Source organism: Lelliottia sp. JS-SCA-14, from assembly GCF_035593345.1.
Taxonomy (GTDB): Bacteria; Pseudomonadota; Gammaproteobacteria; order Enterobacterales; family Enterobacteriaceae; genus Enterobacter; species Enterobacter wanjuensis.
In genome coordinates this window covers 1,899,377-1,925,833 of sequence record NZ_CP141606.1, presented here as the reverse complement: position 1 = coordinate 1,925,833, position 26,457 = coordinate 1,899,377, and the positions used below count along the sequence as shown (strand labels likewise).

Annotated in this window: 23 protein-coding genes and 1 pseudogene; 16 read left to right on the top strand and 8 right to left on the bottom strand. The window is 56.5% G+C overall.

What is annotated here, in order from left to right; genetic code table 11:
* Positions 1 to 313 precede the first annotated feature (313 nt).
* Positions 314 to 988 carry a DUF1120 domain-containing protein gene (locus tag U9O48_RS09040; RefSeq protein ID WP_282494954.1) on the top strand — a complete coding sequence of 225 codons (675 nt, stop codon included), beginning with the start codon at positions 314 to 316 and terminating at the stop codon, positions 986 to 988.
* Between the two features lie 89 nt (positions 989 to 1,077).
* On the opposite strand, the gene icd is transcribed toward U9O48_RS09040, so the two are convergent.
* Entirely contained in the window at positions 1,078 to 2,328 is a 1,251-nt protein-coding gene (gene icd, locus U9O48_RS09035) for an NADP-dependent isocitrate dehydrogenase (RefSeq protein ID WP_174348626.1), read from the bottom strand.
* Positions 2,329 to 2,436: 108 nt separating this feature from the next.
* On the opposite strand from icd, the gene rluE reads away from it, so the two are divergent.
* The 8 genes from rluE (at position 2,437) to U9O48_RS08995 (ending at position 10,252) form a co-directional block, all read left to right on the top strand.
* Positions 2,437 to 3,099: a 23S rRNA pseudouridine(2457) synthase RluE gene (gene rluE, locus U9O48_RS09030; RefSeq protein WP_324724124.1), complete on the top strand. Its 663-nt coding sequence runs from the start codon at positions 2,437 to 2,439 to the stop codon at positions 3,097 to 3,099.
* Positions 3,100 to 3,108: 9 nt separating this feature from the next.
* Positions 3,109 to 3,582: an NUDIX hydrolase gene (locus U9O48_RS09025; RefSeq protein WP_285145883.1), complete on the top strand. Its 474-nt coding sequence runs from the start codon at positions 3,109 to 3,111 to the stop codon at positions 3,580 to 3,582.
* Positions 3,583 to 3,622: 40 nt separating this feature from the next.
* Positions 3,623 to 4,732, top strand: a complete 1,110-nt coding sequence (mnmA, locus tag U9O48_RS09020; protein WP_285145882.1) for a tRNA 2-thiouridine(34) synthase MnmA — start codon at positions 3,623 to 3,625, stop codon at positions 4,730 to 4,732.
* Positions 4,733 to 4,759: 27 nt separating this feature from the next.
* Positions 4,760 to 5,389 (top strand): high frequency lysogenization protein HflD, encoded by a 630-nt coding sequence (hflD, locus tag U9O48_RS09015; RefSeq protein ID WP_095281631.1) that lies wholly within the window; start codon positions 4,760 to 4,762, stop codon positions 5,387 to 5,389.
* A gap of 19 nt (positions 5,390 to 5,408) precedes the next feature.
* Positions 5,409 to 6,779, top strand: a complete 1,371-nt coding sequence (purB, locus tag U9O48_RS09010) for an adenylosuccinate lyase (RefSeq protein WP_102103465.1) — start codon at positions 5,409 to 5,411, stop codon at positions 6,777 to 6,779.
* A 125-nt stretch (positions 6,780 to 6,904) separates the two neighbouring features.
* Positions 6,905 to 7,576: a two-component system response regulator PhoP gene (gene phoP / locus U9O48_RS09005; protein WP_282495018.1), complete on the top strand. Its 672-nt coding sequence runs from the start codon at positions 6,905 to 6,907 to the stop codon at positions 7,574 to 7,576.
* The gene (gene phoQ / locus U9O48_RS09000) at positions 7,577 to 9,040 is read left to right on the top strand and encodes a two-component system sensor histidine kinase PhoQ (RefSeq protein WP_324724122.1); all 1,464 of its coding nucleotides are present in this window, start codon (positions 7,577 to 7,579) and stop codon (positions 9,038 to 9,040) included. It begins immediately after the preceding gene.
* A gap of 90 nt (positions 9,041 to 9,130) precedes the next feature.
* Positions 9,131 to 10,252, top strand: coding sequence for a cupin domain-containing protein (locus tag U9O48_RS08995; RefSeq protein ID WP_282494949.1), 1,122 nt, complete (start codon positions 9,131 to 9,133; stop codon positions 10,250 to 10,252).
* A 67-nt stretch (positions 10,253 to 10,319) separates the two neighbouring features.
* Here U9O48_RS08995 and U9O48_RS08990 read toward each other — a convergent pair.
* Together U9O48_RS08990 and pepT are read right to left on the bottom strand one after the other, a co-directional pair.
* A pseudogene (locus U9O48_RS08990) lies at positions 10,320 to 10,811 on the bottom strand (REP-associated tyrosine transposase).
* A gap of 106 nt (positions 10,812 to 10,917) precedes the next feature.
* Complete coding sequence (gene pepT, locus U9O48_RS08985) at positions 10,918 to 12,141, bottom strand: peptidase T (RefSeq protein ID WP_285155205.1); 1,224 nt, start codon at positions 12,139 to 12,141, stop codon at positions 10,918 to 10,920.
* Positions 12,142 to 12,391: 250 nt separating this feature from the next.
* Here pepT and potA point away from each other — a divergent pair, with 250 nt between their 5' ends.
* From potA to potD, 4 genes are read left to right on the top strand one after another with little or no spacing between them, the layout of a single operon-like run.
* Positions 12,392 to 13,528, top strand: a complete 1,137-nt coding sequence (potA, locus tag U9O48_RS08980; protein ID WP_324724121.1) for a spermidine/putrescine ABC transporter ATP-binding protein PotA — start codon at positions 12,392 to 12,394, stop codon at positions 13,526 to 13,528.
* Positions 13,512 to 14,369, top strand: coding sequence for a spermidine/putrescine ABC transporter permease PotB (gene potB / locus U9O48_RS08975; RefSeq protein ID WP_285145876.1), 858 nt, complete (start codon positions 13,512 to 13,514; stop codon positions 14,367 to 14,369). The genes potA and potB overlap by 17 nt, the downstream gene beginning before the upstream one ends.
* Entirely contained in the window at positions 14,366 to 15,157 is a 792-nt protein-coding gene (gene potC, locus U9O48_RS08970; protein WP_282494944.1) for a spermidine/putrescine ABC transporter permease PotC, read from the top strand. Before potB ends, potC begins: the two co-directional genes overlap by 4 nt.
* Positions 15,154 to 16,200: a spermidine/putrescine ABC transporter substrate-binding protein PotD gene (gene potD / locus U9O48_RS08965; protein ID WP_324724119.1), complete on the top strand. Its 1,047-nt coding sequence runs from the start codon at positions 15,154 to 15,156 to the stop codon at positions 16,198 to 16,200. The genes potC and potD overlap by 4 nt, the downstream gene beginning before the upstream one ends.
* Before the next feature lie 255 nt (positions 16,201 to 16,455).
* Here potD and cobB read toward each other — a convergent pair whose 3' ends face one another.
* From cobB to lolC, 5 genes are read right to left on the bottom strand one after another with little or no spacing between them, the layout of a single operon-like run.
* A complete protein-coding gene (cobB, locus tag U9O48_RS08960; protein ID WP_282494942.1) occupies positions 16,456 to 17,277 on the bottom strand; it encodes a Sir2 family NAD+-dependent deacetylase in 822 nt (273 codons plus the stop codon).
* Positions 17,278 to 17,292: 15 nt separating this feature from the next.
* Complete coding sequence (gene nagK, locus U9O48_RS08955; RefSeq protein ID WP_324724118.1) at positions 17,293 to 18,204, bottom strand: N-acetylglucosamine kinase; 912 nt, start codon at positions 18,202 to 18,204, stop codon at positions 17,293 to 17,295.
* Between the two features lie 56 nt (positions 18,205 to 18,260).
* Positions 18,261 to 19,505: a lipoprotein-releasing ABC transporter permease subunit LolE gene (gene lolE, locus U9O48_RS08950; RefSeq protein ID WP_324724116.1), complete on the bottom strand. Its 1,245-nt coding sequence runs from the start codon at positions 19,503 to 19,505 to the stop codon at positions 18,261 to 18,263.
* The gene (gene lolD / locus U9O48_RS08945) at positions 19,505 to 20,206 is read right to left on the bottom strand and encodes a lipoprotein-releasing ABC transporter ATP-binding protein LolD (protein WP_282494939.1); all 702 of its coding nucleotides are present in this window, start codon (positions 20,204 to 20,206) and stop codon (positions 19,505 to 19,507) included. The genes lolE and lolD overlap by 1 nt, the downstream gene beginning before the upstream one ends.
* Positions 20,199 to 21,398: a lipoprotein-releasing ABC transporter permease subunit LolC gene (lolC, locus tag U9O48_RS08940; protein ID WP_324724114.1), complete on the bottom strand. Its 1,200-nt coding sequence runs from the start codon at positions 21,396 to 21,398 to the stop codon at positions 20,199 to 20,201. Before lolC ends, lolD begins: the two co-directional genes overlap by 8 nt.
* 61 nt (positions 21,399 to 21,459) lie before the next feature.
* On the opposite strand from lolC, the gene U9O48_RS08935 reads away from it, so the two are divergent.
* The 3 genes from U9O48_RS08935 to mfd all read left to right on the top strand — a co-directional run bounded on the left by U9O48_RS08935 (position 21,460) and on the right by mfd (position 26,326).
* Positions 21,460 to 21,693 (top strand): hypothetical protein, encoded by a 234-nt coding sequence (locus U9O48_RS08935; protein WP_324724113.1) that lies wholly within the window; start codon positions 21,460 to 21,462, stop codon positions 21,691 to 21,693.
* On the top strand, positions 21,668 to 22,741 hold the full coding sequence (locus U9O48_RS08930; protein ID WP_324724112.1) for an acyltransferase family protein: 1,074 nt from the start codon (positions 21,668 to 21,670) through the stop codon (positions 22,739 to 22,741). Before U9O48_RS08935 ends, U9O48_RS08930 begins: the two co-directional genes overlap by 26 nt.
* Before the next feature lie 138 nt (positions 22,742 to 22,879).
* Complete coding sequence (gene mfd, locus U9O48_RS08925) at positions 22,880 to 26,326, top strand: transcription-repair coupling factor (protein WP_324724111.1); 3,447 nt, start codon at positions 22,880 to 22,882, stop codon at positions 26,324 to 26,326.
* The last annotated feature ends 131 nt before the right edge of the window (positions 26,327 to 26,457 follow it).

Sequence of the window (26,457 nt, the reverse complement as noted above, 5' to 3'; positions counted from 1 at the left end):
TCTACTTTGCGGATTGCCAGTATCGATTGTTCAGGCAATCCGTAGTCTTTTTAGATTCTGTTGATCCCTCCCCCTTTACATTACCACGCGTCGTTGCTCTTAATTCTATCTAGATTAAAAAATTGCATTTATTTCCACACCTCATTAAAAATGCTGATTTCTATAAATATAAATTCAAGTCCAATTTTACACTCAACATTGAATCCATAACTGCGTGCTTATTGAATTGATGCATTGAGAGGAAACACAGATAATATGTCCAACAAGACAACAGTGTCTTATTTAAATCATCCAACTGAAGAGTCATTATTCCATGAAAAATATTTTTAAATTCTGTGCAGCCGCTGCACTCGTTATCTCTACCGCTAATTCAGCATTCGCAGCTGATACTGCCGACCTGAAAGTACAAGGTAAGTTAATTATGGGTTCCTGTACGCCTTCTCTTTCATCCGGTGGCGTAGTGGATTATGGAACACTGCCGATCGCTTCTCTGAGTGATACTGCCGTAAACCAGTTGGGTGATAAGAATATTACCCTGACTCTGAGCTGCACAAGTCCAACTAAAGTAGCCTGGACGACAATGGATGATAAATCTTCAAGTGTTGTCGATACAGCTCCGAAAGTAGGCAGTGCTGTTACAACCGCAGCCAATGAGTTTGGTCTGGGCGAAACAGCAGATCATGTCAAATTAGGCTCATATGGTCTCGTTGCCATTTACGATCAAGCCACAGTTGATTCAGCCCCTGGGCATCTGGCAGATTCTGTTGATAATGGTGCCAACTGGGCCCCAGAGGCTGGTGACGTCTATAACCACCCAGACGGTAGCCGACTGATCACCTTCGCTGATACTCAGGGTAATCCCGTTGCAATCACCACAGCCAGTGATGTTTTGACTGTTGGCGCATCAATCCAGGATACTGCCACTCTGGCGATTACCGATGACACCCCTCTGGACGGCCAGGCGACCATCTCTGTGAAGTACCTGTAAGCGACTCTTACGAGGCAAAGTCACACCTAAACAGACATAAAAAAACGGGAGCCCATCGGCTCCCGTTTTCATTTAATCCAGAAAATGGATTACATGTTTTTAATGATCGCGTCACCAAACTCTGAACATTTCAGCAGCTTAGCGCCGTCCATCAGACGTTCGAAGTCATAGGTTACGGTCTTAGCGTTGATCGCGCCTTCCATACCTTTAACGATCAGGTCTGCGGCTTCGAACCATTCCATATGACGGAGCATCATCTCCGCTGACAGGATGATAGAACCTGGGTTCACTTTATCCTGACCTGCGTATTTAGGTGCAGTACCGTGGGTCGCTTCGAACAGCGCGCACTCGTCACCGATGTTAGCGCCTGGGGCGATACCGATACCACCAACCTGGGCTGCCAGGGCGTCGGAGATGTAGTCACCGTTCAGGTTCATACAGGCGATCACGTCGTATTCCGCCGGACGCAGCAGGATCTGCTGCAGGAATGCATCGGCGATCACGTCTTTAACAACGATCTCTTTGCCGGTATTTGGGTTCTTGATTTTCACCCATGGGCCGCCGTCGATCAGCTCACCACCAAACTCCTCACGCGCCAACTGGTAACCCCAGTCTTTGAAAGCGCCTTCGGTGAATTTCATGATGTTGCCTTTGTGCACCAGGGTCACGGAATCACGGTCGTTGGTGATCGCGTATTCGATGGCTGCACGTACCAGGCGTTTAGTGCCCTCTTCGGAGCACGGCTTGATGCCGATGCCGCAATGTTCAGGGAAACGAATCTTCGTCACGCCCATCTCATCGCGCAGGAACTTGATCACTTTCTCGGCTTCGGCGCTGTCGGCTTTCCACTCGATACCGGCATAGATGTCTTCGGAGTTTTCACGGAAGATCACCATGTTGGTCAGCTCAGGGTGTTTAACCGGGCTTGGCGTGCCCGCGTAGTAACGCACCGGGCGCAGACACACGTACAGGTCAAGCTGCTGGCGCAGCGCAACGTTCAGGGAACGAATACCGCCACCGACCGGGGTAGTCAGCGGGCCTTTGATGGCAACGCGGTAATCACGAATCAGGTCCAGAGTTTCTTCTGGCAGCCAGACATCCTGGCCATACAGCTGGGTAGATTTTTCGCCGGTATAGATTTCCATCCAGGAAATTTTCCGCTCGCCCTTATAGGCTTTCTGCACGGCGGCATCCACCACTTTGATCATGGCTGGCGTCACATCCACACCGATACCATCACCTTCAATGAAAGGAATGATTGGGTTGTGAGGGATGTTCAGTTTGCCATCTTGCAGGGTGATCTTCTTACCTTCCGCCGGAACGACTACTTTGCTTTCCATTAACCTCTCCTTCGAGCGCTTCTGGTTTTTTGTTAATGAGTTGTAATATGCGAGCTCATACTACTCGAATATCAGGCTCGCGCCAATCACTCATGAATTTCCGTTATAATGCTCGAATACACCCATTCTGAAAACACTATGAACAAAACTTCTTTTAGAAATCACCAAGTTGAACGATTCAGCACGCGACGCAGCGCCAAAAAAAAGCCTGACACTGGACCGAAGCGGCTGGTTATCTTCAATAAACCTTATGATGTGCTGCCGCAGTTCACGGACGAGGCGGGACGCAGCACCCTGAAAGATTACATCCCGTTACAAGGAATTTATGCCGCTGGCCGCCTGGATCGCGACAGCGAAGGGCTGCTGGTGCTGACTAACTACGGTCAGCTACAGGCGCGACTGACCCAGCCAGGCAAGCGCACCGGCAAGATTTACTACGTGCAGGTGGAAGGCGAACCGACGGCAGAGGCGATGGATGCCCTGCGCAATGGCGTGACACTTAACGACGGTCCCACCCTGCCCGCGGGCATCGAGCTCGTCGAAGAGCCAGCGTGGTTATGGCCGCGCAATCCGCCGGTTCGCGAACGCAAAACCATCCCCACCAGCTGGCTGAAAATCACCTTATACGAAGGGCGGAACCGCCAGGTGCGACGCATGACGGCGCATGTCGGGTTTCCCACGCTGCGCCTGATACGCTATGCGATGGGCACATTGACGCTCGACACTCTGGCGTCCGGTGAATGGCGAGAGATCCCGATCGACTCAATCTAAGGAGAACAGATGTTTAAACCACACGTTACCGTCGCCACCCTGGTGCACGCCGAAGGCAAATTCCTCGTCGTTGAAGAGACCATCAACGGCAAAGCCCTATGGAACCAGCCCGCTGGCCATCTTGAAGCCGACGAAACGCTGGTCCAGGCCGCGCGTCGTGAGCTGTGGGAAGAGACCGGCATCCACGCCGAGCCGCAGCACTTTGTGCGTCTGCATCAGTGGATCGCCCCGGATCGCACGCCGTTTCTGCGCTTTTTATTCGTCGTCGAACTTAACGAAATGTGCGCCACTGAGCCGCACGACGATGATATCGACCGCTGCCTGTGGGTCACGCCTGAGGAGATCCTGAACGCGCCAAACCTGCGCTCACCGCTGGTTGCCGAAAGCATTCGTTGCTATCAGTCTGGCAGCCGCCTGCCGCTTGAGGTGATCGCAGAATTTAACTGGCCGTTTACAGAGGGTGCCAATGCGGGGGGCGCGTGATAGAATACGCCGCCTTTAAGTTCAATGTCGTGAGTATTCCATGTCAGATAACAGCCAGAAAAAAGTGATCGTCGGCATGTCCGGCGGTGTCGATTCCTCCGTTTCCGCCTACCTGCTGCAACAGCAGGGCTATCAAGTGGAAGGCCTGTTCATGAAGAACTGGGAGGAAGACGATGGCGAGGAATACTGTACGGCGGCAGCGGATCTTGCGGATGCGCAGGCCGTGTGCGACAAACTCGGCATTGAGCTGCATACCGTTAACTTTGCCGCAGAGTATTGGGACAACGTGTTCGAACTCTTCCTCGAAGAGTACAAAGCGGGCCGCACCCCGAACCCGGATATCCTCTGCAACAAAGAGATCAAATTCAAAGCCTTCCTCGAATTCGCCGCGGAAGACCTGGGCGCAGATTACATCGCGACCGGTCACTACGTGCGCCGTGCGGATGTCGACGGCAAAAGCCAGCTGCTGCGCGGTCTCGACGGCAACAAAGATCAGAGCTATTTCCTCTACACTTTAGGCCACGAGCAGATTGCGCAAAGCCTGTTCCCGGTCGGTGAGCTGGAAAAACCAGAAGTGCGTAAAATCGCCGAAGAACTGGATCTGATCACCGCGAAGAAAAAAGACTCCACCGGCATCTGTTTTATCGGCGAGCGTAAATTCCGCGAATTCCTCGGGCGCTACCTGCCTGCTCAGCCGGGCAAAATCATCACCGTTGACGGGGATGACGTCGGCGAGCATCAGGGGCTGATGTACCACACTCTAGGCCAGCGTAAAGGTCTGGGGATCGGCGGCACCAAAGAAGGCAGCGAAGAGCCGTGGTACGTAGTCGATAAAGATGTCGAAAACAATATTCTGGTGGTGGCGCAGGGGCACGAACATCCGCGTCTGATGTCCGTCGGCCTGATTGCCCAACAGCTGCACTGGGTCGATCGCGAGCCGTTCACCGGCACCCTGCGCTGCACGGTGAAAACCCGCTATCGTCAGACGGATATCCCTTGCACCGTCACGGCCATTGACGACGAGCGCATCGAAGTACGCTTCGACGAGCCGGTGTCTGCCGTCACGCCAGGCCAGTCCGCCGTCTTCTACAGCGGCGAAATTTGCCTCGGCGGCGGGATCATTGAACAGCGTCTGCCGCTGGCCGAATAAACTGATTTCACACCAAAAGGAGCACGTGTGGCGAAGAATTACTATGACATCACCCTGGCGCTGGCAGGCATTTGCCAGTCCGCCCGTCTGGTGCAACAGCTGGCACATCAGGGTCATTGCGACGCTGATGCGCTGCACGTTTCGCTCAACAGCGTTATCGACCTTAACCCAGGCTCGACGCTGGGTGTGTTCGGTGGCAGCGAAACCAATCTTCGCCTCGGTCTCGAAACCCTGCTCGGGGTGCTGAATGCCAGCAACCGTCAGGGGCTGAATGCAGAGCTGACCCGCTACACCTTAAGCCTGATGGTGCTGGAGCGTAAGCTGAGCGGCGCAAAAGGCGCGATGGACACGCTCGGCAACCGCATTGACGGGCTGCAGCGTCAGCTCGACCATTTTGATTTGCAGTCCGAAACCCTGATGAGTGCGATGGCCGCGATTTATGTCGATGTCATCAGCCCGCTCGGTCCGCGCATCCAGGTCACCGGCTCCCCTGCCGTGCTGCAAAGCCCGCAGGTGCAGGCGAAGGTTCGTGCCTCGCTGCTGGCCGGTATTCGTGCCGCCGTGCTGTGGCATCAGGTTGGCGGTGGCCGACTGCAGTTAATGTTCTCTCGTAATCGCCTGACGACTCAGGCAAAACAAATTCTTGCTCATTGTTAACCTCCCGGAGTTGCGAATTATGGAATTATCCTCACTGACCGCCGTTTCCCCTGTCGATGGACGTTACGGCGATAAAGTCAGCGCGCTGCGCGGGATCTTCAGCGAATATGGTCTGCTGAAGTTCCGTGTACAGGTTGAAGTGCGCTGGCTGCAAAAGTTAGCTACCCAGGCAGCAATCAAGGAAGTTCCTGCTTTTGACGCCCAGGCAAACGATTACCTTGATAAAATCGTCGCGGAGTTCAGCGAAGAAGACGCGGCGCGTATCAAAACCATTGAGCGCACCACCAACCACGACGTAAAAGCGGTTGAGTACTTCCTGAAAGAGAAAGTGGAAAGCGTACCGGCGCTGCACGCCGTGTCTGAGTTCATCCACTTCGCCTGTACTTCAGAAGATATCAACAACCTGTCTCACGCGCTGATGCTCTCTACCGCGCGTCAGGACGTGGTGCTGCCTTACTGGCGCAAAATCATCGATGCGGTGAAAGACCTGGCCGTGCAATACCGTGATATCCCACTGCTCTCCCGTACCCACGGTCAGCCTGCCACCCCGTCCACGATGGGTAAAGAGATGGCGAACGTGGCGTACCGCATGGAGCGTCAGTATCGCCAGCTGGAGCAGGTTGAGATCCTCGGTAAAATCAACGGCGCGGTCGGGAACTACAACGCCCACATCGCCGCTTACCCGGAAGTGGACTGGCACCAGTTCAGCGAAGAGTTCGTAACATCTCTGGGCATTCAGTGGAACCCGTACACCACTCAGATCGAGCCGCACGACTACATCGCCGAGCTGTTTGACTGCATCGCGCGTTTCAACACCATCCTGATCGACTTCGACCGCGATGTGTGGGGCTATGTGGCCCTGAACCACTTCAAACAGAAAACTATCGCCGGTGAAATCGGCTCTTCCACCATGCCGCACAAAGTGAACCCGATTGACTTCGAAAACTCCGAAGGCAACCTGGGCCTGGCGAATGCCCTGCTGCAGCATATGGCGAGCAAACTGCCGGTCTCCCGCTGGCAGCGTGACCTGACCGACTCCACCGTGCTGCGTAACCTCGGCGTGGGTATTGGCTATGCGCTGATCGCCTACCAGTCCACCCTGAAAGGGGTGAGCAAACTGGAAGTGAACCGCGACCGTCTGTTGGACGAGCTGGATCACAACTGGGAAGTGCTGGCGGAGCCGATTCAGACCGTGATGCGCCGTTACGGCATTGAAAAGCCATACGAAAAACTGAAAGAGCTGACCCGCGGCAAGCGCGTCGACGCCGAAGGCATGAAACAGTTTATCGATGGTCTGGACGTGCCAGAAGAAGAGAAAACGCGCCTGAAAGCGATGACGCCGGCGAACTACATTGGCCGCGCTATTGCTATGGTTGATGAGCTGAAGTAATTCCCCTCACCCTCTTTCCGCCCGGAAAGAGGGTTCCTTCCTCTGCGGTTTACTCAATGTTTATCCCCATAACAACATAATCAGCGTTAAACTATTCATACCATTCATGTTAGGGAGAAGAGATGATGCGCGTACTGGTTGTTGAGGATAATGCATTGCTACGTCATCACCTGAAAGTTCAGCTTCAGGAACTGGGGCATCAGGTCGACGACGCGGAAGACGCAAAAGAAGCGGATTATTATCTCAATGAACACCTGCCCGATATCGCCATCGTCGATCTGGGGCTGCCGGACGAAGACGGTCTGTCGCTGATCCGCCGCTGGCGCAGCCATGATGTCTCGCTCCCGGTGCTGGTTTTAACCGCCCGCGAAGGCTGGCAGGACAAAGTCGAAGTGCTCAGCGCGGGTGCCGACGACTATGTGACCAAACCTTTCCACATCGAAGAAGTGGCCGCCCGTATGCAGGCGTTGATGCGCCGTAACAGCGGCCTGGCGTCGCAGGTGATCTCTCTTCCTCCTTTCCAGGTCGATCTCTCGCGTCGTGAATTCTCGATCAACGACGAAGTCATCAAACTGACGGCGTTTGAATACACCATTATGGAAACGCTGATCCGCAACAGCGGCAAAGTGGTGAGCAAAGATTCCTTAATGCTCCAGCTTTATCCGGATGCCGAGCTGCGTGAGAGCCACACCATCGACGTGCTGATGGGTCGTCTGCGTAAAAAAATCCAGGCGCAGTATCCGCAGGACGTCATCACCACGGTGAGGGGTCAGGGATACCTGTTTGAACTACGCTAAATGAAAAAAATCCTTCGCCACTTTTTGCCGCTGTCGCTGCGGGTCCGCTTTTTGCTGGCCACCGCCGCCGTGGTGCTGATCCTGTCACTCGCGTACGGCATGGTGGCGCTGGTCGGGTATAGCGTCAGCTTCGACAAAACCACCTTCCGCCTGCTGCGCGGCGAGAGCAATCTCTTCTATACCCTGGCTAAATGGGAAAACAATCGCATCAGCGTGGAAATGCCGGAGAACCTGAACCGGCAAAGTCCGACGATGGCGCTGATTTATGATGAAAAAGGCCAGCTGCTGTGGGCGCAACGCCATGTGCCGTGGCTGGAAAAGAGTATTCGTCCTGAGTGGCTGAAAACCAATGGCTTCCACGAGCTCGAAGCCGATCTGAACGCCACCAGCAGCCTGCTGGGCAACGATGCCTCGATGCAGCGTGAGCTCGACGAAATCCGCGAGGACGACGACAATACGGAGATGACCCACTCGGTGGCGATCAATCTCTATCCCGCGACCATGGATATGCCGCAGCTCACCATCGTGGTGATCGACACCATTCCGGTTGAGCTTAAACGCTCCTATATGGTCTGGAGCTGGTTCGTGTATGTTCTGGCAGCTAACCTGCTGCTGGTGATCCCGCTCCTGTGGGTCGCCGCCTGGTGGAGCCTGCGCCCTATTGAATCGCTGGCGAAAGAGGTCCGCGAACTCGAAGAGCACAACCGGGATAAACTCAATCCGCAAACCACCCGCGAACTCACCAGCCTGGTGCGCAACCTCAACCGTCTGCTGAAAAGCGAGCGAGAGCGTTACGATAAATACCGCACCACGCTGACCGACCTGACGCACAGCCTGAAAACCCCGCTGGCGGTGATGCAGAGCACCCTGCGCTCCATGCGCAGCTCTAAGCTCAGCGTTGACGACGCCGAGCCGGTGATGCTCGAGCAGATCAGCCGTATCTCCCAGCAGATTGGCTATTACCTGCACCGCGCCAGTATGCGCTCGGGCAGCCCGTTGCTGAGCCGCGAGCTGCACCCTGTCGCCCCGCTGCTGGACAGCCTGACCTCGGCGCTGAATAAAGTTTATCAACGTAAAGGGGTGAACATTAGCCTCGATATTTCGCCGGAAATCAGTTTTGTCGGCGAGAAAAATGACTTTATGGAAGTGATGGGCAACCTGCTGGATAACGCCTGCAAATATTGCCTCGAGTTTGTGGAAGTGTCTGCGCATCAGACTGATGACGAGCTGCAAATCATCGTCGAGGATGACGGCCCCGGCATTCCGCAAAACAAACGCGACGTGGTGTTCGACCGCGGTCAACGCGCCGACACGCTGCGCCCCGGTCAGGGCGTGGGATTATCCGTCGCGCAGGAGATTGTCGATCAGTACAACGGGCGAATCGAAACCAGCGACAGCCTGCTGGGCGGCGCGCGCATGGTCGCCATTTTTGGTCGTCAGCATCCCTCTTCTGACGATAGTTAGAACGGAATGTGAAAAAAGCGAGATTCTCGCGCGCAGGCTCTTGCGCTTCCGTTATAATCCGAGTCAGTAAGAGCCTGCGGAAATATAATTATGGATTATCAATTAACACTTAACTGGCCCGAGTTTATCGAACGCTACTGGCAAAAACGCCCTGTCGTTCTGAAACGCGGGATCAGCAATTTTGTCGACCCGATCTCGCCGGATGAACTGGCTGGACTGGCGATGGAAAACGAAGTCGACAGCCGCCTGGTGAGTCATCAGGAGGGGAAATGGCAGGTCAGTCACGGTCCTTTTGAAAGTTACGATCACCTCGGCGAGACCAACTGGTCGCTGCTGGTGCAGGCCGTGAACCACTGGCATGAACCTACCGCTGCGCTGATGCATCCGTTCCGCGCCCTGCCAGACTGGCGCATGGACGATCTGATGATCTCCTTCTCTGTGCCGGGTGGTGGCGTGGGTCCGCACCTCGATCAGTACGACGTGTTTATCATTCAGGGTACCGGTCGTCGTCGCTGGCGCGTCGGCGAGAAAGTGCCGATGAAACAGCACTGCCCGCATCCAGACCTGCTTCAGGTCGACCCGTTTGAAGGCATCATCGACGAAGAGATGGAGCCGGGCGATATTCTCTATATTCCGCCAGGATTCCCGCACGAAGGCTATTCCCTCGAAAACTCTCTGAACTATTCGGTCGGTTTCCGCGCGCCAAGCGGCCGCGAGATGATCAGCGGATTTGCGGATTACGTTCTGCAACGCGAGCTGGGCAGCCATCGCTACAGCGACCCGGACGTGCCTGCGCGTGAGCATCCTGCGGATATTCTGCCGCAGGAGCTGGATAAACTGCGCGAGATGATGCTCGGTCTGATTAACGAGCCGGAGCATTTCCGCCAGTGGTTTGGCGAGTTTGTCAGCCAGTCGCGTCACGAGCTGGACGTTGCGCCCGCCGAGCCGCCTTATCAGCCGGATGAGATTTACGACGCCCTGCAACAGGGTGATTCGCTGGTGCGTCTGGGTGGGTTGCGCGTGCTGCGTATTGGCGACGATATTTTCGTCAATGGCGAGAAGCTGGATTCCCCACACCGTCCGGCGCTGGAAGCCCTTGCCAGCCATATGGTGTTGAATGCAGAGACCTTCGGCGATGCGCTGGAAGATCCGTCATTCCTCGCCATGTTGGCGGCGCTGGTGAATAGCGGGTATTGGTTCTTCGAGGACTGAGTTGGCTGATTGTGTCGGGTGGCGCTTGGCTTACCCGACCTACAAAAACGGCGCGGATGCGTCGTTTTTATTTTGGCTCCCCGGCCACCAAATCTTCTGGTTCACCCGCCCAATCTTCCGGATATAAACCGTCGCGCACATCGCGATGAAACGTTGAAAACGGCCAATCCGCCACGCGGGTGACATGCCCATGTTTGACCGGATTGATATACACATAATCCCTATGCCGCCGGAAATCCTCTTCGTTGCGAATCGTGTGTTACCAGAATCGTGATTGCCACACGTGACGCATCTCAATCGCACGGGTGAAGGTTTTCTTGATTTCCCGCCAGCGCCCTGAAAAGTCATCATCGTTTTCCGGTAAGGTCCAGATGCAGTGCATATGTTCAGGAAGCACCACCCAGGCGTTGATGGTGAAGGGTTTGGTGCGTTTCACGGTTTGTAATGCCGCACGCAGGTGATCGATATGGCGGGTCAGCAGATCGCTCTGGCGATTTTGCAGATTAACGGTGAAAAACCAGGTTCCACCAGGGAGGTAGTTGCGGCGGTAATTTGACATGGGAAATCCTTTTCCGGGTGCAGGGTGTCGGGTGGCGGCTACGCCTTACCCGACCTACGATTCGGGTTTTGTAGGCCCGGTAAGCGCAGCGCCACCGGGCGTTTTTTCACTGCTTCGCCGTCAACTCCGCAATCCGCACAATCACCTTCACCGCTTTCTCCATCCCTTCCAGCGTCACAAACTCGTGCTTACCATGGTAGTTATAGCCACCGGTAAACAGGTTCGGACACGGCAGTCCCATGAAGGAGAGTTGCGACCCGTCGGTGCCGCCGCGAATCGGTTTCAGCTGCGGTTCGATGTCGCAATCGCGCATCGCCTGCTGGGCGATATCGAGAATATGCGGATGCTCCATCACCTTCTCGCGCATGTTGTAGTAACTGTCTTCTATGATCAGCTCAATGTAGCAATCCGGGTGCAGCCCTTTGCCAACTTTTTTAGCGATCTCCATCATCTTGCGCTTGCGCGCTTCAAAGGCTTTGCGGTCAAAATCGCGGACGATGTAGTGCATCTGCGCGCTATCTACCGTGCCTTTGATGCTGGTCAGATGGTAAAAACCTTCATACCCGTCGGTCTGCTCCGGGCTCTCTTGCGCCGGGACTTCCGCATGAATCCGCGAAGCCAGCGACAGCGCGTTGACCATCACCCCTTTCGCCGACCCAGGATGCACATTATTGCCAACGATTTTGATGGTGACTGAAGCCGCGTTAAAGTTTTCAAACTCCAGCTCACCCACACCACCGCCGTCGACGGTGTAGGCCCACTTCGCGTCGAACGCTTCCACGTCGAAATGCTTCGCCCCTTTGCCCACCTCTTCATCGGGCGTAAAGGCCACGCGGATATCACCGTGGGGAATGTTTTTGTCTTTCAGCACCGCCAGGGCGGTCATGATCTCCGCGACGCCCGCTTTATCATCCGCACCCAGCAGCGTTTTACCGTCGGTGGTGATCAGCGTCTGGCCCAGCAGCTGGTGCAGCACCGGGAACATCACCGGCGACAGCACCTCATCGCCGATACCGAGGGCGATATCACCGCCGCGGTAATTTTCCACGATCTGCGGGTTGACGTTTTTACCGCTAAAATCAGGTGAGGTATCAACGTGAGAAATGAATCCAATCGCCGGAACCGAACCTTTGACGTTCGACGGCAGCGTCCCCATCACAGTGCCCTTCTCGCTTAAGGTCACGTTGACCAGGCCGAGCTCCTCCAGCTGATCCTTCAGCAGGTTTAAAAGCTTCCACTGGCCCTCGGTGCTCGGCACCTGTCGGACACCCGCTTTAGATTGGGTATCCAGCGAAACGTACTGTAAAAAACGCTCAAGTAATTTTTCCATGCAGTCACCCTCACTTTTTGTGACAACATTATCAGGAAGCATCAAATCCCAAATATTGCGTCAGGTCACTTTTATCCCGTAAACGAGAATATTTTCGATTTTGTCGTGATTCGTTAATAAATGTAGCTTATCAATCAGTCACAAGGATTGGTGATTTCAGTGGTTTGCCGTAGAATGACCGCCCTCATTAAGAGTCACCAAGGTGGTTACACACAAACCCCGCTGTCGGTAAACCCACCGACGCGTTTATATGGGACAGCGCCAAAAATTGAATACACAACCGGGAACACTGTCACCGCTGGTTCTTCTGTCGGGGATCAGCAAAAGTTTCGATGGTAAAACCGTCATTGACGATCTTAACCTGACTATCAATAACGGTGAGTTTCTTACGCTGCTTGGCCCTTCCGGCTGCGGCAAGACAACCGTTCTGCGCCTGATTGCCGGACTGGAAAACGTCGACAACGGCCAAATTCATCTTGAAAATCAGAACATCACCGATGTTCCCGCCGAACATCGTCACGTTAACACCGTCTTCCAGAGCTACGCCCTGTTTCCGCACATGACCGTGTTCGAAAACGTGGCCTTCGGCCTGCGCATGCAGAAAACCCCTGCCGAGCAAATCACGCCCCGCGTGAACGATGCCCTGCGTATGGTGCAGCTCGACGAGTTCGCTCAGCGTAAACCCCATCAGCTCTCCGGCGGCCAGCAACAGCGCGTGGCGATTGCCCGTGCGGTGGTCAATAAACCACGCCTGCTGCTGCTGGATGAGTCCCTCTCCGCGCTCGACTACAAGCTGCGCAAGCAGATGCAGAACGAACTGAAAGCCCTGCAGCGTAAGCTTGGCATTACCTTTGTGTTCGTCACCCACGATCAGGAAGAAGCCCTGACCATGTCGGACCGTATCGTAGTGATGCGCGACGGCAAAATTGAGCAGGACGGCACGCCGCGCGAAATCTACGAAGAGCCGAAAAACCTGTTTGTCGCCAGCTTCATCGGTGAGATCAATATCTTCGACGCCACGGTGATCGAGCGTCTTGACGACCAGCGCGTGCGCGCCAGCGTTGAAGGCCGTGAGTGCAATATCTACGTCAACTTTGCCGTCGAAAAAGGCCAGAAGCTGAACGTCATGCTGCGCCCGGAAGATCTGCGCGTCGATGAGATCCACGACAGCACCGACGTGGAAGGCCTGATCGGCTACATCCGCGAGCGTAACTACAAAGGTATGACTCTGGAATCGGTGGTTGAGCTGGAAAACGGCAAAATGGTGATGGTCAGCGAGTTCTTTAACGAGGACGACCCGGACTTTGACCATCCGCTCGATCAGAAAATGGTCGTTAACTGGGTAGAGAGCTGGGAGGTTGTGCTGGCCGATGAAGAACACCAGTAAATTCCAGAACGCGGTGATCGCCACGATCGTGGGTTGGCTTGTGTTGTTTGTTTTCTTGCCCAACCTGATGATCATTGTCACCAGTTTTCTGACCCGCGACGACACGAACTTCGTCAGCCTGGTCTTTACGCTGGATAACTACGCGCGCCTGCTGGACCCGCTCTACTTCGAGGTCCTGCTGCACTCCCTCAACATGGCGCTGATTGCCACCCTCGCCTGCCTGGTGCTGGGATATCCCTTCGCCTGGTTTCTGGCGCGGCTGCCGCAGAAAATCCGTCCGCTGCTGCTGTTTCTGCTGATTGTTCCCTTCTGGACCAACTCGCTGATCCGCATCTACGGCCTGAAGATTTTCCTCAGCACCAAAGGTTATCTGAACGAGTTTCTGCTCTGGCTGGGGGTGATTGATACGCCGATCCGCATCATGTTCACGCCGGGCGCGGTGATTATTGGTCTGGTCTATATCCTGCTGCCGTTTATGGTGATGCCGCTTTACTCCAGCATCGAAAAACTCGATAAACCGCTGCTCGAAGCGGCGCGCGATCTCGGTGCCAGCAAGCTGCAAACCTTCCTGCGGATCATTATTCCGCTAACCATGCCGGGCATTATTGCCGGTTGTCTGCTGGTGATGCTCCCGGCGATGGGACTGTTTTACGTCTCGGATCTGATGGGCGGCGCGAAAAACCTGCTGATCGGCAACGTGATTAAGAGTCAGTTCCTGAACATTCGCGACTGGCCGTTTGGGTCGGCCACCAGCATTACGCTGACGGTGGTAATGGGCCTGATGCTGCTCGTCTACTGGCGCGCCTCCCGCTGGCTGAATAAGAAGGGAGATCTCGAATGATCGGTCGTCTGCTGCGCGGCGCTTTTATGTCCGCCATTTACGCATTCCTGTACATCCCGATTATCATTTTGATCGTGAACTCGTTTAACAGCTCACGCTTCGGGATTAACTGGCAAGGCTTCACTACCAACTGGTACAGCCTGCTGATGAACAACGACAGCCTGCTGCAGGCAGCACAGCACTCCCTGACGATGGCGATTGTCTCCGCGACCTTTGCCACGCTGATTGGCTCCCTGACTGCCGTGGCGCTGTATCGCTACCGTTTTCGCGGTAAGCCGTTTGTCAGCGGGATGCTGTTTGTGGTGATGATGTCGCCGGACATCGTAATGGCGATTTCCCTGCTGGTGCTGTTTATGCTCCTTGGCATTCAGCTCGGCTTCTGGTCGCTGCTCTTCTCCCACATCACCTTCTGCCTGCCCTTCGTGGTGGTGACGGTTTACTCCCGTCTGAAAGGCTTTGACGTGCGGATGCTGGAAGCGGCGAAAGATCTGGGGGCGAGTGAAATGACCATCCTGCGCAAAATCATTCTGCCGCTGGCGATGCCCGCGGTCGCCGCCGGATGGCTGCTGAGCTTTACCCTCTCGATGGACGACGTCGTGGTTTCGTCGTTCGTCACCGGCCCAGGTTATGAAATTCTGCCGTTGAAGATCTATTCGATGGTGAAAGTCGGCGTGTCACCTGAGGTGAACGCGCTGGCGACGATACTGCTGGTGCTATCGCTGGTGATGGTGATTGCCAGCCAGATTATTGCTCGTGATACAACCAAATCTCAGGGGACGTCAAAATGAAAAAATGGTCACGCCACCTGCTCGCGGCAGGCGCTCTCGCAATCGGCATAGGCGCTGCGCACGCCGACGGCAGTAAAACGCTCTACTTCTACAACTGGACCGAGTATGTGCCGCCGGGCCTGCTGGAGCAGTTCACCAAAGAGACCGGGATCAAGGTGATCTATTCGACCTACGAGTCGAACGAGACCATGTATGCCAAGCTCAAAACCTACAAAGACGGCGCGTACGATTTGGTGGTGCCATCGACCTACTTTGTCGACAAAATGCGCAAAGAAGGGATGATCCAGAAGATCGACAAAACCAAGCTGACCAATTTCAGCAATCTCGATCCGGAGATGCTGAATAAGCCGTTCGATCCGAACAATGACTACTCCATTCCGTACATCTGGGGCGCGACCGCGATCGGCGTGAACAGCGACGAAATCGATCCAAAAACCGTTACCAGCTGGGCCGATCTGTGGAAGCCGGAGTACAAAGGCAGCCTACTGCTGACCGACGACGCGCGCGAAGTGTTCCAGATGGCGCTGCGTAAATTGGGTTATTCCGGTAACACCACCGATCCGAAAGAGATTGAAGCGGCCTACAACGAGCTGAAAAAGCTGATGCCAAACGTGGCGGCGTTTAACTCCGATAACCCGGCCAACCCGTATATGGAAGGCGAAGTGAATCTGGGGATGGTGTGGAACGGCTCGGCCTACGTGGCGCGTCAGGCGGGTACGCCTCTGCAGGTGGTCTGGCCGAAGGAAGGCGGGATCTTCTGGATGGACAGCCTGTCGATTCCGTCTAACGCCAAAAACGTCGACGGCGCGATGAAGCTGATTAACTTCCTGCTGCGCCCGGAGGTGGCAAAACAAGTGGCGGAAACCATCGGTTATCCCACGCCAAACCTGGCGGCCCGCAAGCTGCTGAGCCCGGAAGTGGCGAACGATAAGTCACTGTATCCGGATGCGGAAACCGTGAAGAAAGGCGAGTGGCAAAACGACGTGGGCGACGCGAGCCGCATTTATGAAGATTATTATCAGAAGTTGAAAGCGGGTCGTTAACCTTAAGTAGGCCGGGTAAGGCGAAGCCGCCACCCGGCAAAAAACGACTGTGCGGGTTGAATAATGCCCGGTGGCGCTACACTTACCGGGCCTACAAGAGCATTAAACCGCCTTACAATCCCTTCAATCTGGCACCTGAAAACGTTAAGTAGGCCGGGTAAGGCAAAGCCGCCACCCGGCAAAAAAAGACTGTGCGGGTTGAATAATGCCCGGTGGCGCTGCGCTTACCGGGCCTACAAGAGCGAGAAAGCGGTCTTATAATCCCTTCAACAGCTTCTCGACAAAATCCGGCACCACTTCACTCGCCAGACCATACTGTTTCTCTTCAAACTCGCTGCCGACCTGGCTCGGCTCCAGATTCAGCTCCACCGTATGCGCCCCATGCAGCCGCGCCTCGTGGACAAAACCCGCCGCCGGATAGACATGCCCGGAGGTGCCAATCGCGATAAACACATCGGCCATCGCCAGCGCACTGTAGATCTCATCCATCCCCAGCGGCATTTCGCCGAACCACACCACGTGTGGACGCAGGGGTGACGGAAACTGGCAGCAGTGACACTTATCGTCCGGGGTGATATCACCCGTCCAGTCCAGCACCTGCCCGCTCCACGCGCAGCGCACTTTCAGCAACTCGCCGTGCATATGGATAATGTTGTGGTTCCCGGCGCGCTCGTGCAGGTTGTCGATGTTCTGCGTCACCAGCAGAAAGCGGTCGCCCAGGGCCTCTTCGAGCTTCGCCAGCGCCAGATGCGCCGCATTGGGCGCAATCTCCGGCGACTGAAGCTGTCGGCGGCGGTCGTTGTAAAACGTCTGCACCAGCTGAGGATTACGGGCAAAACCTTCCGGCGTTGCCACGTCTTCCACGCGGTGCTCTTCCCACAGTCCGTCAGTGGCGCGGAAGGTGCGAATTCCGGACTCTGCTGATATCCCCGCCCCCGTCAGCACCACCACTCTTGGCTTTTCCATACCTTCTGGCATCACCCTGTCTCTGAAAAAGATCCGCTGGCGCAAGCGCTCACGCAGGCGGCGTTTAGTTTTGCGAAAACGGCTCAGTCGACCTAACCGACGCGACAGCATAAAAACCTCGTATAACTAGCGGGTGAGATGAAGGAATGCCGCACCGCGCATGCCTCCGGCATCCCCATGGCGCGCACGTTCGATACGCGGTACGCGGGCGACCGGCAGCAGATGTCGGGGCAGTCGCCCGGACAGGTGCTCGGTGATCGCCGAGAAGTTGGATAACCCGCCACCGATCACCAGTAAATCGGGATCGACGATGGTCAGAATATTGCCCAGACACACCGCCAGCAGATCAAGATAGCGTTCAACGTGTTCGCGAGCCTGTTCATCGCCCTGCTCCCACAAGGTGATGATTTCCGGGGCCTCACGTTTCTGATGATAGAAGTGTTCGTAAAGCCATGCAAACCCGCGACCGGAAAGATAATTCTCAATACAGCCGTGCTGTCCGCAGCCGCAGCGCGTCAGGGGAAAATCACGTCCGACCACCTCGAGTGCATCGACCGGCAGGCGAATATGGCCGAACTCGCCGGTGATGTAGCTGCGCCCGGTAATCGGCTTGCCGTCAATGATGATCCCGCCGCCGACGCCGGTGCCGAGGATCAGCCCCATGACTAAAGGATATTGACGGAACTCGTCGTCCCAGGCTTCGGAGAGGGCAAAACAGTTGGCATCGTTATCGAGGCGCACGTCGCGGTCAAGGCGTGCAGAGAGATCGGCGCGCAGCGGTTTGCCGCTGGCGGCGGGGACGTTGGCCGCGTACAGCGTGCCGTCGTCCGTTTCCGGCATCCCCGGAATGCCAATCCCCACGGAGCCTTTCACGCCGAAACGGGTATCGGCTTCGGTCACCAGGGCGGCGACCGCGTTTAAAAATTCGTCGTAGCTGTCGCGCGGCGTGGGAACGCGGGTTTCCCACTGCAGTTTGAGCTGTTCATCAAAGACGCCGAGCGCAATTTTGGTGCCGCCAATATCAAATCCATAATACATAACGCATTCCTCTTTCTGATTTGGCGGCACAGCATGCCGCTCAAATCATGACGTAATTACTGGCCACTTAGTACCCTCGCCGGATCAATTCGGCTTGCGCGACGCGCCGGATACCAGCTTGCCAGCAGACTCAGTAAAAGTGCTGTAATCAGCACATAAATAACGTCCAGCCAGTGCAATTCAGACGGCAGGAAGTCAATAAAATAGATATCACCCGACAGGAATTGATGCCCAATCAGCTTTTCAATTCCGTTGATAATCGGCGTCAGCTGCAGGGAAACCACCACACCAATCACCACGCCGCACAGGCTGCCGAACAGCCCCGCCAGCAGACCGTACCAGACGAAGATGGCGCGAATAAGACCGTCTTTCGCGCCCAGGGTGCGCAGCACGGCAATGTCGCTGCTCTTGTCTTTGACGGCCATCACCAGCGTCGAGACGATGTTAAAACAGGCCACGCCGATCACCAGCACCATCGCCAGATACATAATGGCGCGGATCATCTGGATATCGCGGTACATATAGCCGTAGGTGCCGATCCAGCTTTTGATGTAGACGTAGCTGTTGGTCACACCGCCCGCGTCACGCACCAGTTTGTTGGCGTTAAAGACGTCGTTCACCTTGATGGCAATGCCCGTGACGCTGTCGCCCATATCCAGGTACTGGCGCGCATCGTCCAGCGGGACCATCGCAAAGCTGTGATCGAGCTGACCGCTCAGCTGCAAAATACCGGTCACGTGCAGACGCACGCGCTTCGGCTGCTGGAGCTTATGATCGGCGCTGGCGTTGGGGATCATGATGGATACCCAGTCGCCCTGCTTCACCTTCAGCGCATCGGCGACACCTTTGCCGATAATAATCTGCTGCTCACCGGCTTTAAAGTTCGCCCACGCGTTGTTCTGCACAAACTGTGGCAGCGCGCTCAAACGTGCTTCCTGCTGCGGATTGACGCCTTTCACCTGGATGGCGCGCAGATTGGCACCGCTCTCCACCAGCCCGGTAAAGTTAATGTACGGCGCGGCGGCGGCAATGCCCGGCACTTTCTCGACGTGGGTGAGCGCCTCTTTCCAGTTGGTCCACGGCTGACTCACCGCTTCGATTTCGCCATGCGGAACCACTGCCAGAATGCGGTTATTCAGCTCACGCTCGAAGCCGTTCATCGCGCTCAGGCCGACAATCAGCACCGCTACGCCCAGCGCGATACCGACGGTGGAGATCACCGAAATCAGCGACACCATGCCGCCGCGACGGCGGCCACGGCTAAAGCGCATACCGATCAGTAAGGATAACGATGAAGCCATTACTCGGCTCCCATCAGGGTCAGTTCCGCCGTCAGACGACCGTCGCGCATCTCCAGCTGACGGCTCATACGACGCGCCAGCTGCAGATCGTGGGTCACCACCAGGAACGCGGTTCCCTGAGAGGCGTTGAGTTCACCGAGCAGCTCAAAAATACTGTCTGCGTTGCGCGCATCGAGGTTACCGGTCGGTTCATCGGCCAGCACCAGACGCGGGTTGTTCACCAGCGCGCGGGCAATCGCTACGCGCTGACGTTCGCCGCCGGAGAGTTCCGACGGGCGATGATTCGCGCGATGACCGAGCCCAACGGCTTTCAGCATATCGCTCGCGCGGGTGTTGATCTCTGCCGGTTTCTTTTTGCCGATCAGCAGCGGCATGGCGACGTTTTCCAGCGCGGTGAAATCGGGCAGCAGATGGTGGAACTGATAGATAAAGCCCAGCGACTGGTTGCGCAGATCCGCTTTCGCGGTCGACGACATTTTGCTCATCGGCTGGCCGGAGAAAATCACATCCCCGGAAGTTGGCGTATCCAGCCCGCCCAGCAGATGCAGCAAGGTACTTTTGCCCGAGCCGGAGCTGCCGACAATCGCCATCATTTCGCCTTCGCCCACGCTGAAACTGACCTCATGCAGGACATCGGTCTGCACGGTGCCTTCCTGATAGCGTTTGGACAGGTTGTCGCATTGCAACAGGATCTTATTCATAACGTAAAGCCTCAGCGGGTTGGGTGGCGGCAGCGCGCCAGGAAGGATAAAGCGTAGAGAGCAGCGCAATCGCCATTGCGACCAGCGCAATAGTGACGACCTGCAGCGGCTCGATCGCCACCGGCAGCGCGGCACCGTCGAGCAGAATACCGATAACCGGCATTAAATTATTCAGCTGGCTGGCAAGCAATGCCCCCAGCACGGCCCCGAGCAGCGCACCGATAATCCCGGCGCTCGCCCCCTGAACCATAAACACCGCCATGATTTGGCGCGGCGTCAGCCCCTGGGTTTGCAGGATCGCCACTTCGCCCTGCTTCTCCATTACCATCAGGCCCAGCGACGTGATGATGTTAAACGCGGCCACGGCGACGATCAGGCTCAGCAGCAGGCCCATCATGTTCTTTTCCATGCGCACGGCCTGGAACAGCTCGCCTTTACGCTCGCGCCAGTCGGTCCATTTGGTGCCTTCAGGCAGTTTTTGTTCGCTCAGGACGTCCACTTTCAGCGGCTCGTTGAGCCACAGACGCCAGCCGCTGATGTTCCCCAGCGGATAGCGCATCAGGCGGGAGGCGTCCTGAATATTGACCAGCATCTGATAGCCATCGACTTCGCTGTTGGCGGCGAAGGTGCCGATCACGTTGAACAGACGCTGACTCGGCAGGCGCCCCATCGGCGTGAACTGGCTGGCCGAGGGCACCATCACGCGCAGCTGATCGCCGCGATTGACGCCCAGCTGGCTGGCGAGTTGTTCGCCGAGAATGACGTTGTATTTGCCAGCTTCGAGATCGGTCTGTTTGACGTTAACCAGATACGGCGTAAGGGGATCTTTTTGCGCCGGATCGATACCGAGCATCACCCCGACCGACACGCTGCGCGCGCTTTGCAGCACCACATCACCGGTAGTCAGCGGCGCAATGCGGCTCACGCCCTGTAACTTCACGGCATTTTCCGGCAGCTGTTGCGGGTTGATCGACCCCTGAGAAGAAGAGAGAACCGCCTGAGGCATTAGCCCCAGGATGTTGTTTTGCAGCTCGCGCTCGAAGCCATTCATCACGGACAGAACCGTCACCAGCGCCATCACGCCAAGCGTAATGCCAATAGTGGAAAGCCAGGAGACAAAGCGACCGAAGCGGTCCGCGGCGCGCCCACGCATGTAGCGTAAGCCTATGAAGAGTGCGACAGGTTGATACATGAAATCCGTCTGGTTGCTGATAGCAGACCCACGAGTATATAAGCGAATCCGTTAAGCGTAAATGACTGAAACCGTAAGCTTTGGTAATGATTTTGGCGAAAAAGTCAGAGAAATCATCACGCTACTTCACGAATCGACTTTCCCGCGAGACGCGCCCTTCTCCACCTTTTCTGAAAATCGTCCTGATACAGACTCTTACCCATTACATCTCTGGCCCCTTAGCCCAGGATTAACGGCTTCTTTTATGGCAAAACAGGGTTCAAAGACCGATGAAACAAAAAGCATTATGGATTAATCAGATAAAGGGGCTGTGCATCTGCCTGGTGGTGATTTACCACTCGGTGATCACCTTTTATCCTCACCTGAACGGGCTGCAACACCCGCTATCCGGTCTGCTCGCCAAATGCTGGGTCTACTTTAATCTCTATCTCGCGCCGTTCCGGATGCCGGTGTTTTTCTTTATTTCTGGCTATCTGATCCGCCGCTACATTGACGACGTGGGCTGGCGTGTCAGTGTCGATAAGCGGATCTGGAGCATTGTCTGGGTGCTGGCCCTGTGGGGCGTGTTGCAGTGGCTGGCTCTGAGCCACATTAACGCCTGGCTCGCGCCGGAGCGCGAATTAGCCACTTCCTCTAATGCCGCGTATGCCGGTTCGATCGGCGAGTTTATGCGCGCCATGCTCACCGCCAGCACCAGCCTCTGGTATCTCTACGCCCTGATTGTCTATTTCACCCTGTGCAAAGTGCTCAGCCGCTGGAAACTGCCGGTGCTCGTATTACTGGCCCTCGCAAGCGTGGCGATTAACTTCCTGCCGCTGCCGTGGTGGGGGATGAACAGCGTGGTGCGTAATATGATCTACTACAGCCTCGGGGCCTGGTTCGGTGCGCAGCTGATGGAGTGGATGAAAGGGATGACGATGCGCCGCACCTGGCTGCCGGTTGTGGCATTTGGCGCGGTCTCGGTGGTGCTGTGGTTTGCCAACGTTCCCCTGCTGCTGTCGCTTCTGTCGATACTGCTTATTATGAAACTCTTTTACAGCATCGAGCAGCGCTACGCCGTGCATCCGAACAATCTGCTGAACGTCGTCGGCTCGAACACCATTGCGATTTACACCACTCATCGCATTTTAATCGAACTGTTTAGCCTGTTCCTGATCGGTCAACTCAACGCCGGGACCTGGCCGGTGTGGGCAGAACTGAGCCTGATTCTGGTCTATCCGTTTATCAGTCTGCTGGTGTGTACGCTGTTTGGCCTCGGCGCACGGAAAGTCTCCAGCGCCCTGTTTGGCGACGTGTTCTTTGCGCCTCCCGCCCGTCTCGCCCCGGCTCAGGCCACGCGCTAACCTCTCTTCTCGCCCTCATCCGGGGGCGAATTTACCCTCTGTGCGGTTCCGGTTTGCTAATGCAAAACGATCAAGGATAATAATGGCATTGCGTATCAGTGATATGTCCCAAAACTCATAAGAGACTCTGACAAAGCCATGCCTGAACAATACCGTTATTCCCTGCCCAACAAAGCGGGCGACCAGCGCCAGCTAGGCGAACTGACGGGCGCAGCCTGCGCCACGCTGGTGGCAGAGATCGCTGAGCGCCACGCGGGGCCAGTGGTGCTCGTTGCCCCCGATATGCAAAACGCGCTCCGTCTGCACGACGAGATCCGCCAGTTTACCGACAGCCTGGTGTTTAGCCTGGCTGACTGGGAAACGCTGCCGTACGACAGTTTTTCCCCGCATCAGGAGATCATCTCCTCGCGTCTCTCCACGCTTTATCAGCTGCCGTCGATGCAGCGCGGCGTATTGATCGTGCCGGTCAACACTCTGATGCAGCGCGTCTGCCCGCACAGCTACCTGCACGGTCATGCGCTGGTGATGAAAAAAGGCCAGCGCCTGTCGCGCGATGCCCTGCGCGCGCAGCTCGACAGCGCGGGATATCGCCACGTCGATCAGGTAATGGAACATGGGGAGTACGCCACGCGCGGCGCGCTATTAGATCTCTATCCGATGGGCAGCGATCAGCCCTATCGTCTGGATTTCTTTGATGATGAAATCGACAGCCTGCGCGTCTTCGACCCGGACACCCAGCGCACGCTGGAAGAGGTCGAGGCGATAAACCTGCTGCCGGCCCACGAATTCCCGACGGACAAGACCGCCATCGAACTGTTCCGCAGCCAGTGGCGCGATAAGTTCGATGTGAAGCGCGACGCCGAACATATCTATCAGCAGGTGAGCAAAGGCACCCTGCCCGCCGGGATCGAATACTGGCAGCCGCTGTTCTTTAGCGAGCCGCTCCCGGCGCTGTTCAGCTATTTCCCGGCGAAAACGCTGATCGTCAATACCGGCGATCTCGACGCCAGCGCCACCCGTTTTGAAAGTGAAACCCGCGCCCGTTTTGAAAACCGTGGCGTCGATCCCATGCGCCCATTGCTGCCACCTGAGCAGCTGTGGCTGCGCACCGACGAGCTGTTTTCCGAGCTGAAAAAATGGCCGCGCGTGCAGCTCAAAACGGAAAGCCTGGCGGACAAAGCCGCTAACACCAACCTGGCGTTTACCACCCTGCCGGATCTCTCCGTTCAGGCGCAGCAAAAAGCGCCGCTGGATAATCTGCGCAAGTTCCTCGAACACTTCACCGGGCCGGTGATTTTCTCGGTCGAGAGCGAAGGCCGCCGTGAAGCGCTGGGCGAACTGCTGGCGCGCATCAAAGTCTCGCCAAAACGCATTTTGCGTCTCGACGAAGCCGCCGACAGCGGGCGCTATCTGATGATCGGCTCCGCCGAGCACGGTTTTATCGATACCCTGAACAACCGGGCGCTGATTTGCGAAAGCGATCTGCTCGGCGAGCGCGTGGCGCGCCGTCGTCAGGACAGCCGCCGCACCATCAACCCGGACACGCTGATCCGCAACCTGGCCGAGCTGCACGTCGGCCAGCCGATTGTCCATCTGGAGCACGGCGTCGGGCGTTACGCGGGCATGACCACCCTCGAAGCAGGCGGGATCACCGCGGAGTACCTGATGATCACCTATCTCGGTGACGCCAAACTCTACGTGCCGGTCTCCTCTCTGCATCTCATCAGCCGCTACGCCGGTGGCGCCGAAGAGAGTGCCCCACTGCACAAACTCGGCAGCGACGCCTGGACGCGCGCGCGGCAGAAAGCCGCCGAGAAAGTCCGCGATGTGGCCGCTGAGCTTCTGGATATTTACGCCCAGCGCGCGGCGAAATCCGGCTTCGCCTTTAAGCACGACAAAGAGCAGTATCAGCTGTTCTGCGACAGCTTCCCGTTTGAAACCACGCCGGATCAGGCTCAGGCAATTAACGCCGTACTCAGCGATATGTGCCAGCCGCTGGCGATGGACCGTCTGGTGTGCGGCGACGTTGGCTTCGGCAAAACCGAAGTGGCGATGCGCGCGACTTTCCTCGCCGTCGAGAACAACAAACAGGTCGCCGTGCTGGTGCCGACAACCCTGCTGGCCCAGCAGCACTACGACAACTTCCGCGACCGCTTCGCCAACTGGCCGGTGCGCATCGAGATGCTGTCGCGTTTTCGCAGCGCCAAAGAGCAGACGCAAATTCTGGAGCAGGCCAGCGAAGGCAAAATCGACATTCTGATCGGCACCCACAAGCTGCTGCAAAGCGACGTGAAGTGGAAAGATTTGGGCCTGCTGATTGTCGATGAGGAGCACCGCTTCGGCGTGCGCCACAAAGAGCGCATCAAAGCGATGCGCGCGGATGTGGATATCCTGACGCTCACCGCGACGCCGATCCCACGAACCCTGAATATGGCGATGAGCGGGATGCGCGATCTGTCGATCATTGCCACCCCACCGGCCCGTCGTCTGGCGGTAAAAACCTTCGTGCGCGAGTACGACAGCCTGGTGGTGCGCGAGGCGATCCTGCGTGAAGTGCTGCGTGGCGGCCAGGTGTACTACCTCTACAACGACGTGGAAAACATCCAGAAAGCGGCGGATAAACTGGCGGAGCTGGTGCCGGAAGCGCGCATTGCCATCGGCCACGGCCAGATGCGCGAGCGCGAGCTGGAGCGGGTGATGAACGATTTCCACCACCAGCGTTTTAACGTGCTGGTCTGTACCACCATCATCGAAACCGGGATCGACATTCCAACGGCGAACACCATCATCATCGAGCGGGCCGATCACTTCGGTCTGGCGCAGCTTCACCAGCTGCGCGGTCGCGTCGGGCGTTCGCACCACCAGGCCTACGCCTGGCTGCTGACACCGCATCCGAAAGCGATGACTACCGACGCGCAAAAACGTCTGGAAGCGATCGCTTCGCTGGAAGATCTGGGGGCCGGTTTCGCGCTGGCGACGCACGACCTGGAGATCCGCGGCGCGGGCGAGCTGCTCGGAGAAGATCAGAGCGGATCGATGGAGACCATCGGCTTCTCGCTGTACATGGAGCTGCTGGAAAACGCTGTCGACGCCCTGAAAGAGGGGCGCGAGCCGTCGCTGGAAGATCTTACCAGCCAGCAAACGGAAGTGGAGCTGCGCATGCCGTCCCTGCTGCCGGATGATTTTATCCCGGACGTGAACACGCGCCTGTCGTTCTACAAACGCATCGCCAGCGCCAAAAACGAGGCTGAACTCGAGGAGATCAAAGTCGAGCTGATTGACCGCTTTGGTCTACTGCCAGATGCGGCGCGTAACCTGCTGGATATCGCCCGACTGCGCCAGCTGGCGCAGAAGCTGGGTATTCGCAAGCTGGAAGGCAACGAGAAAGGCGGTGTGATTGAGTTCGCGGAGAAAAACCACGTCGACCCGATGTGGCTCATCGGTCTCTTGCAGAAACAGCCGCAGCATTTCCGCCTCGACGGCCCGACGCGCCTGAAATTCATGCAGGAGCTGAGCGATCGCAAAACGCGGATGGAGTGGGTGCGTAACTTTATGCGCCAGCTCGAAGAGAACGCGGCCGCGTAACCCTCTGGCCGGGCGGCAATCTCCGCCCGGCCGATTAATTTACAAACTCTTTGCACTTCTCCTGATTTCCCGACACGCCCCTTCGCCATAATCATCCATTAACGTTTTGAATAACAATAACCCTGTTTTTA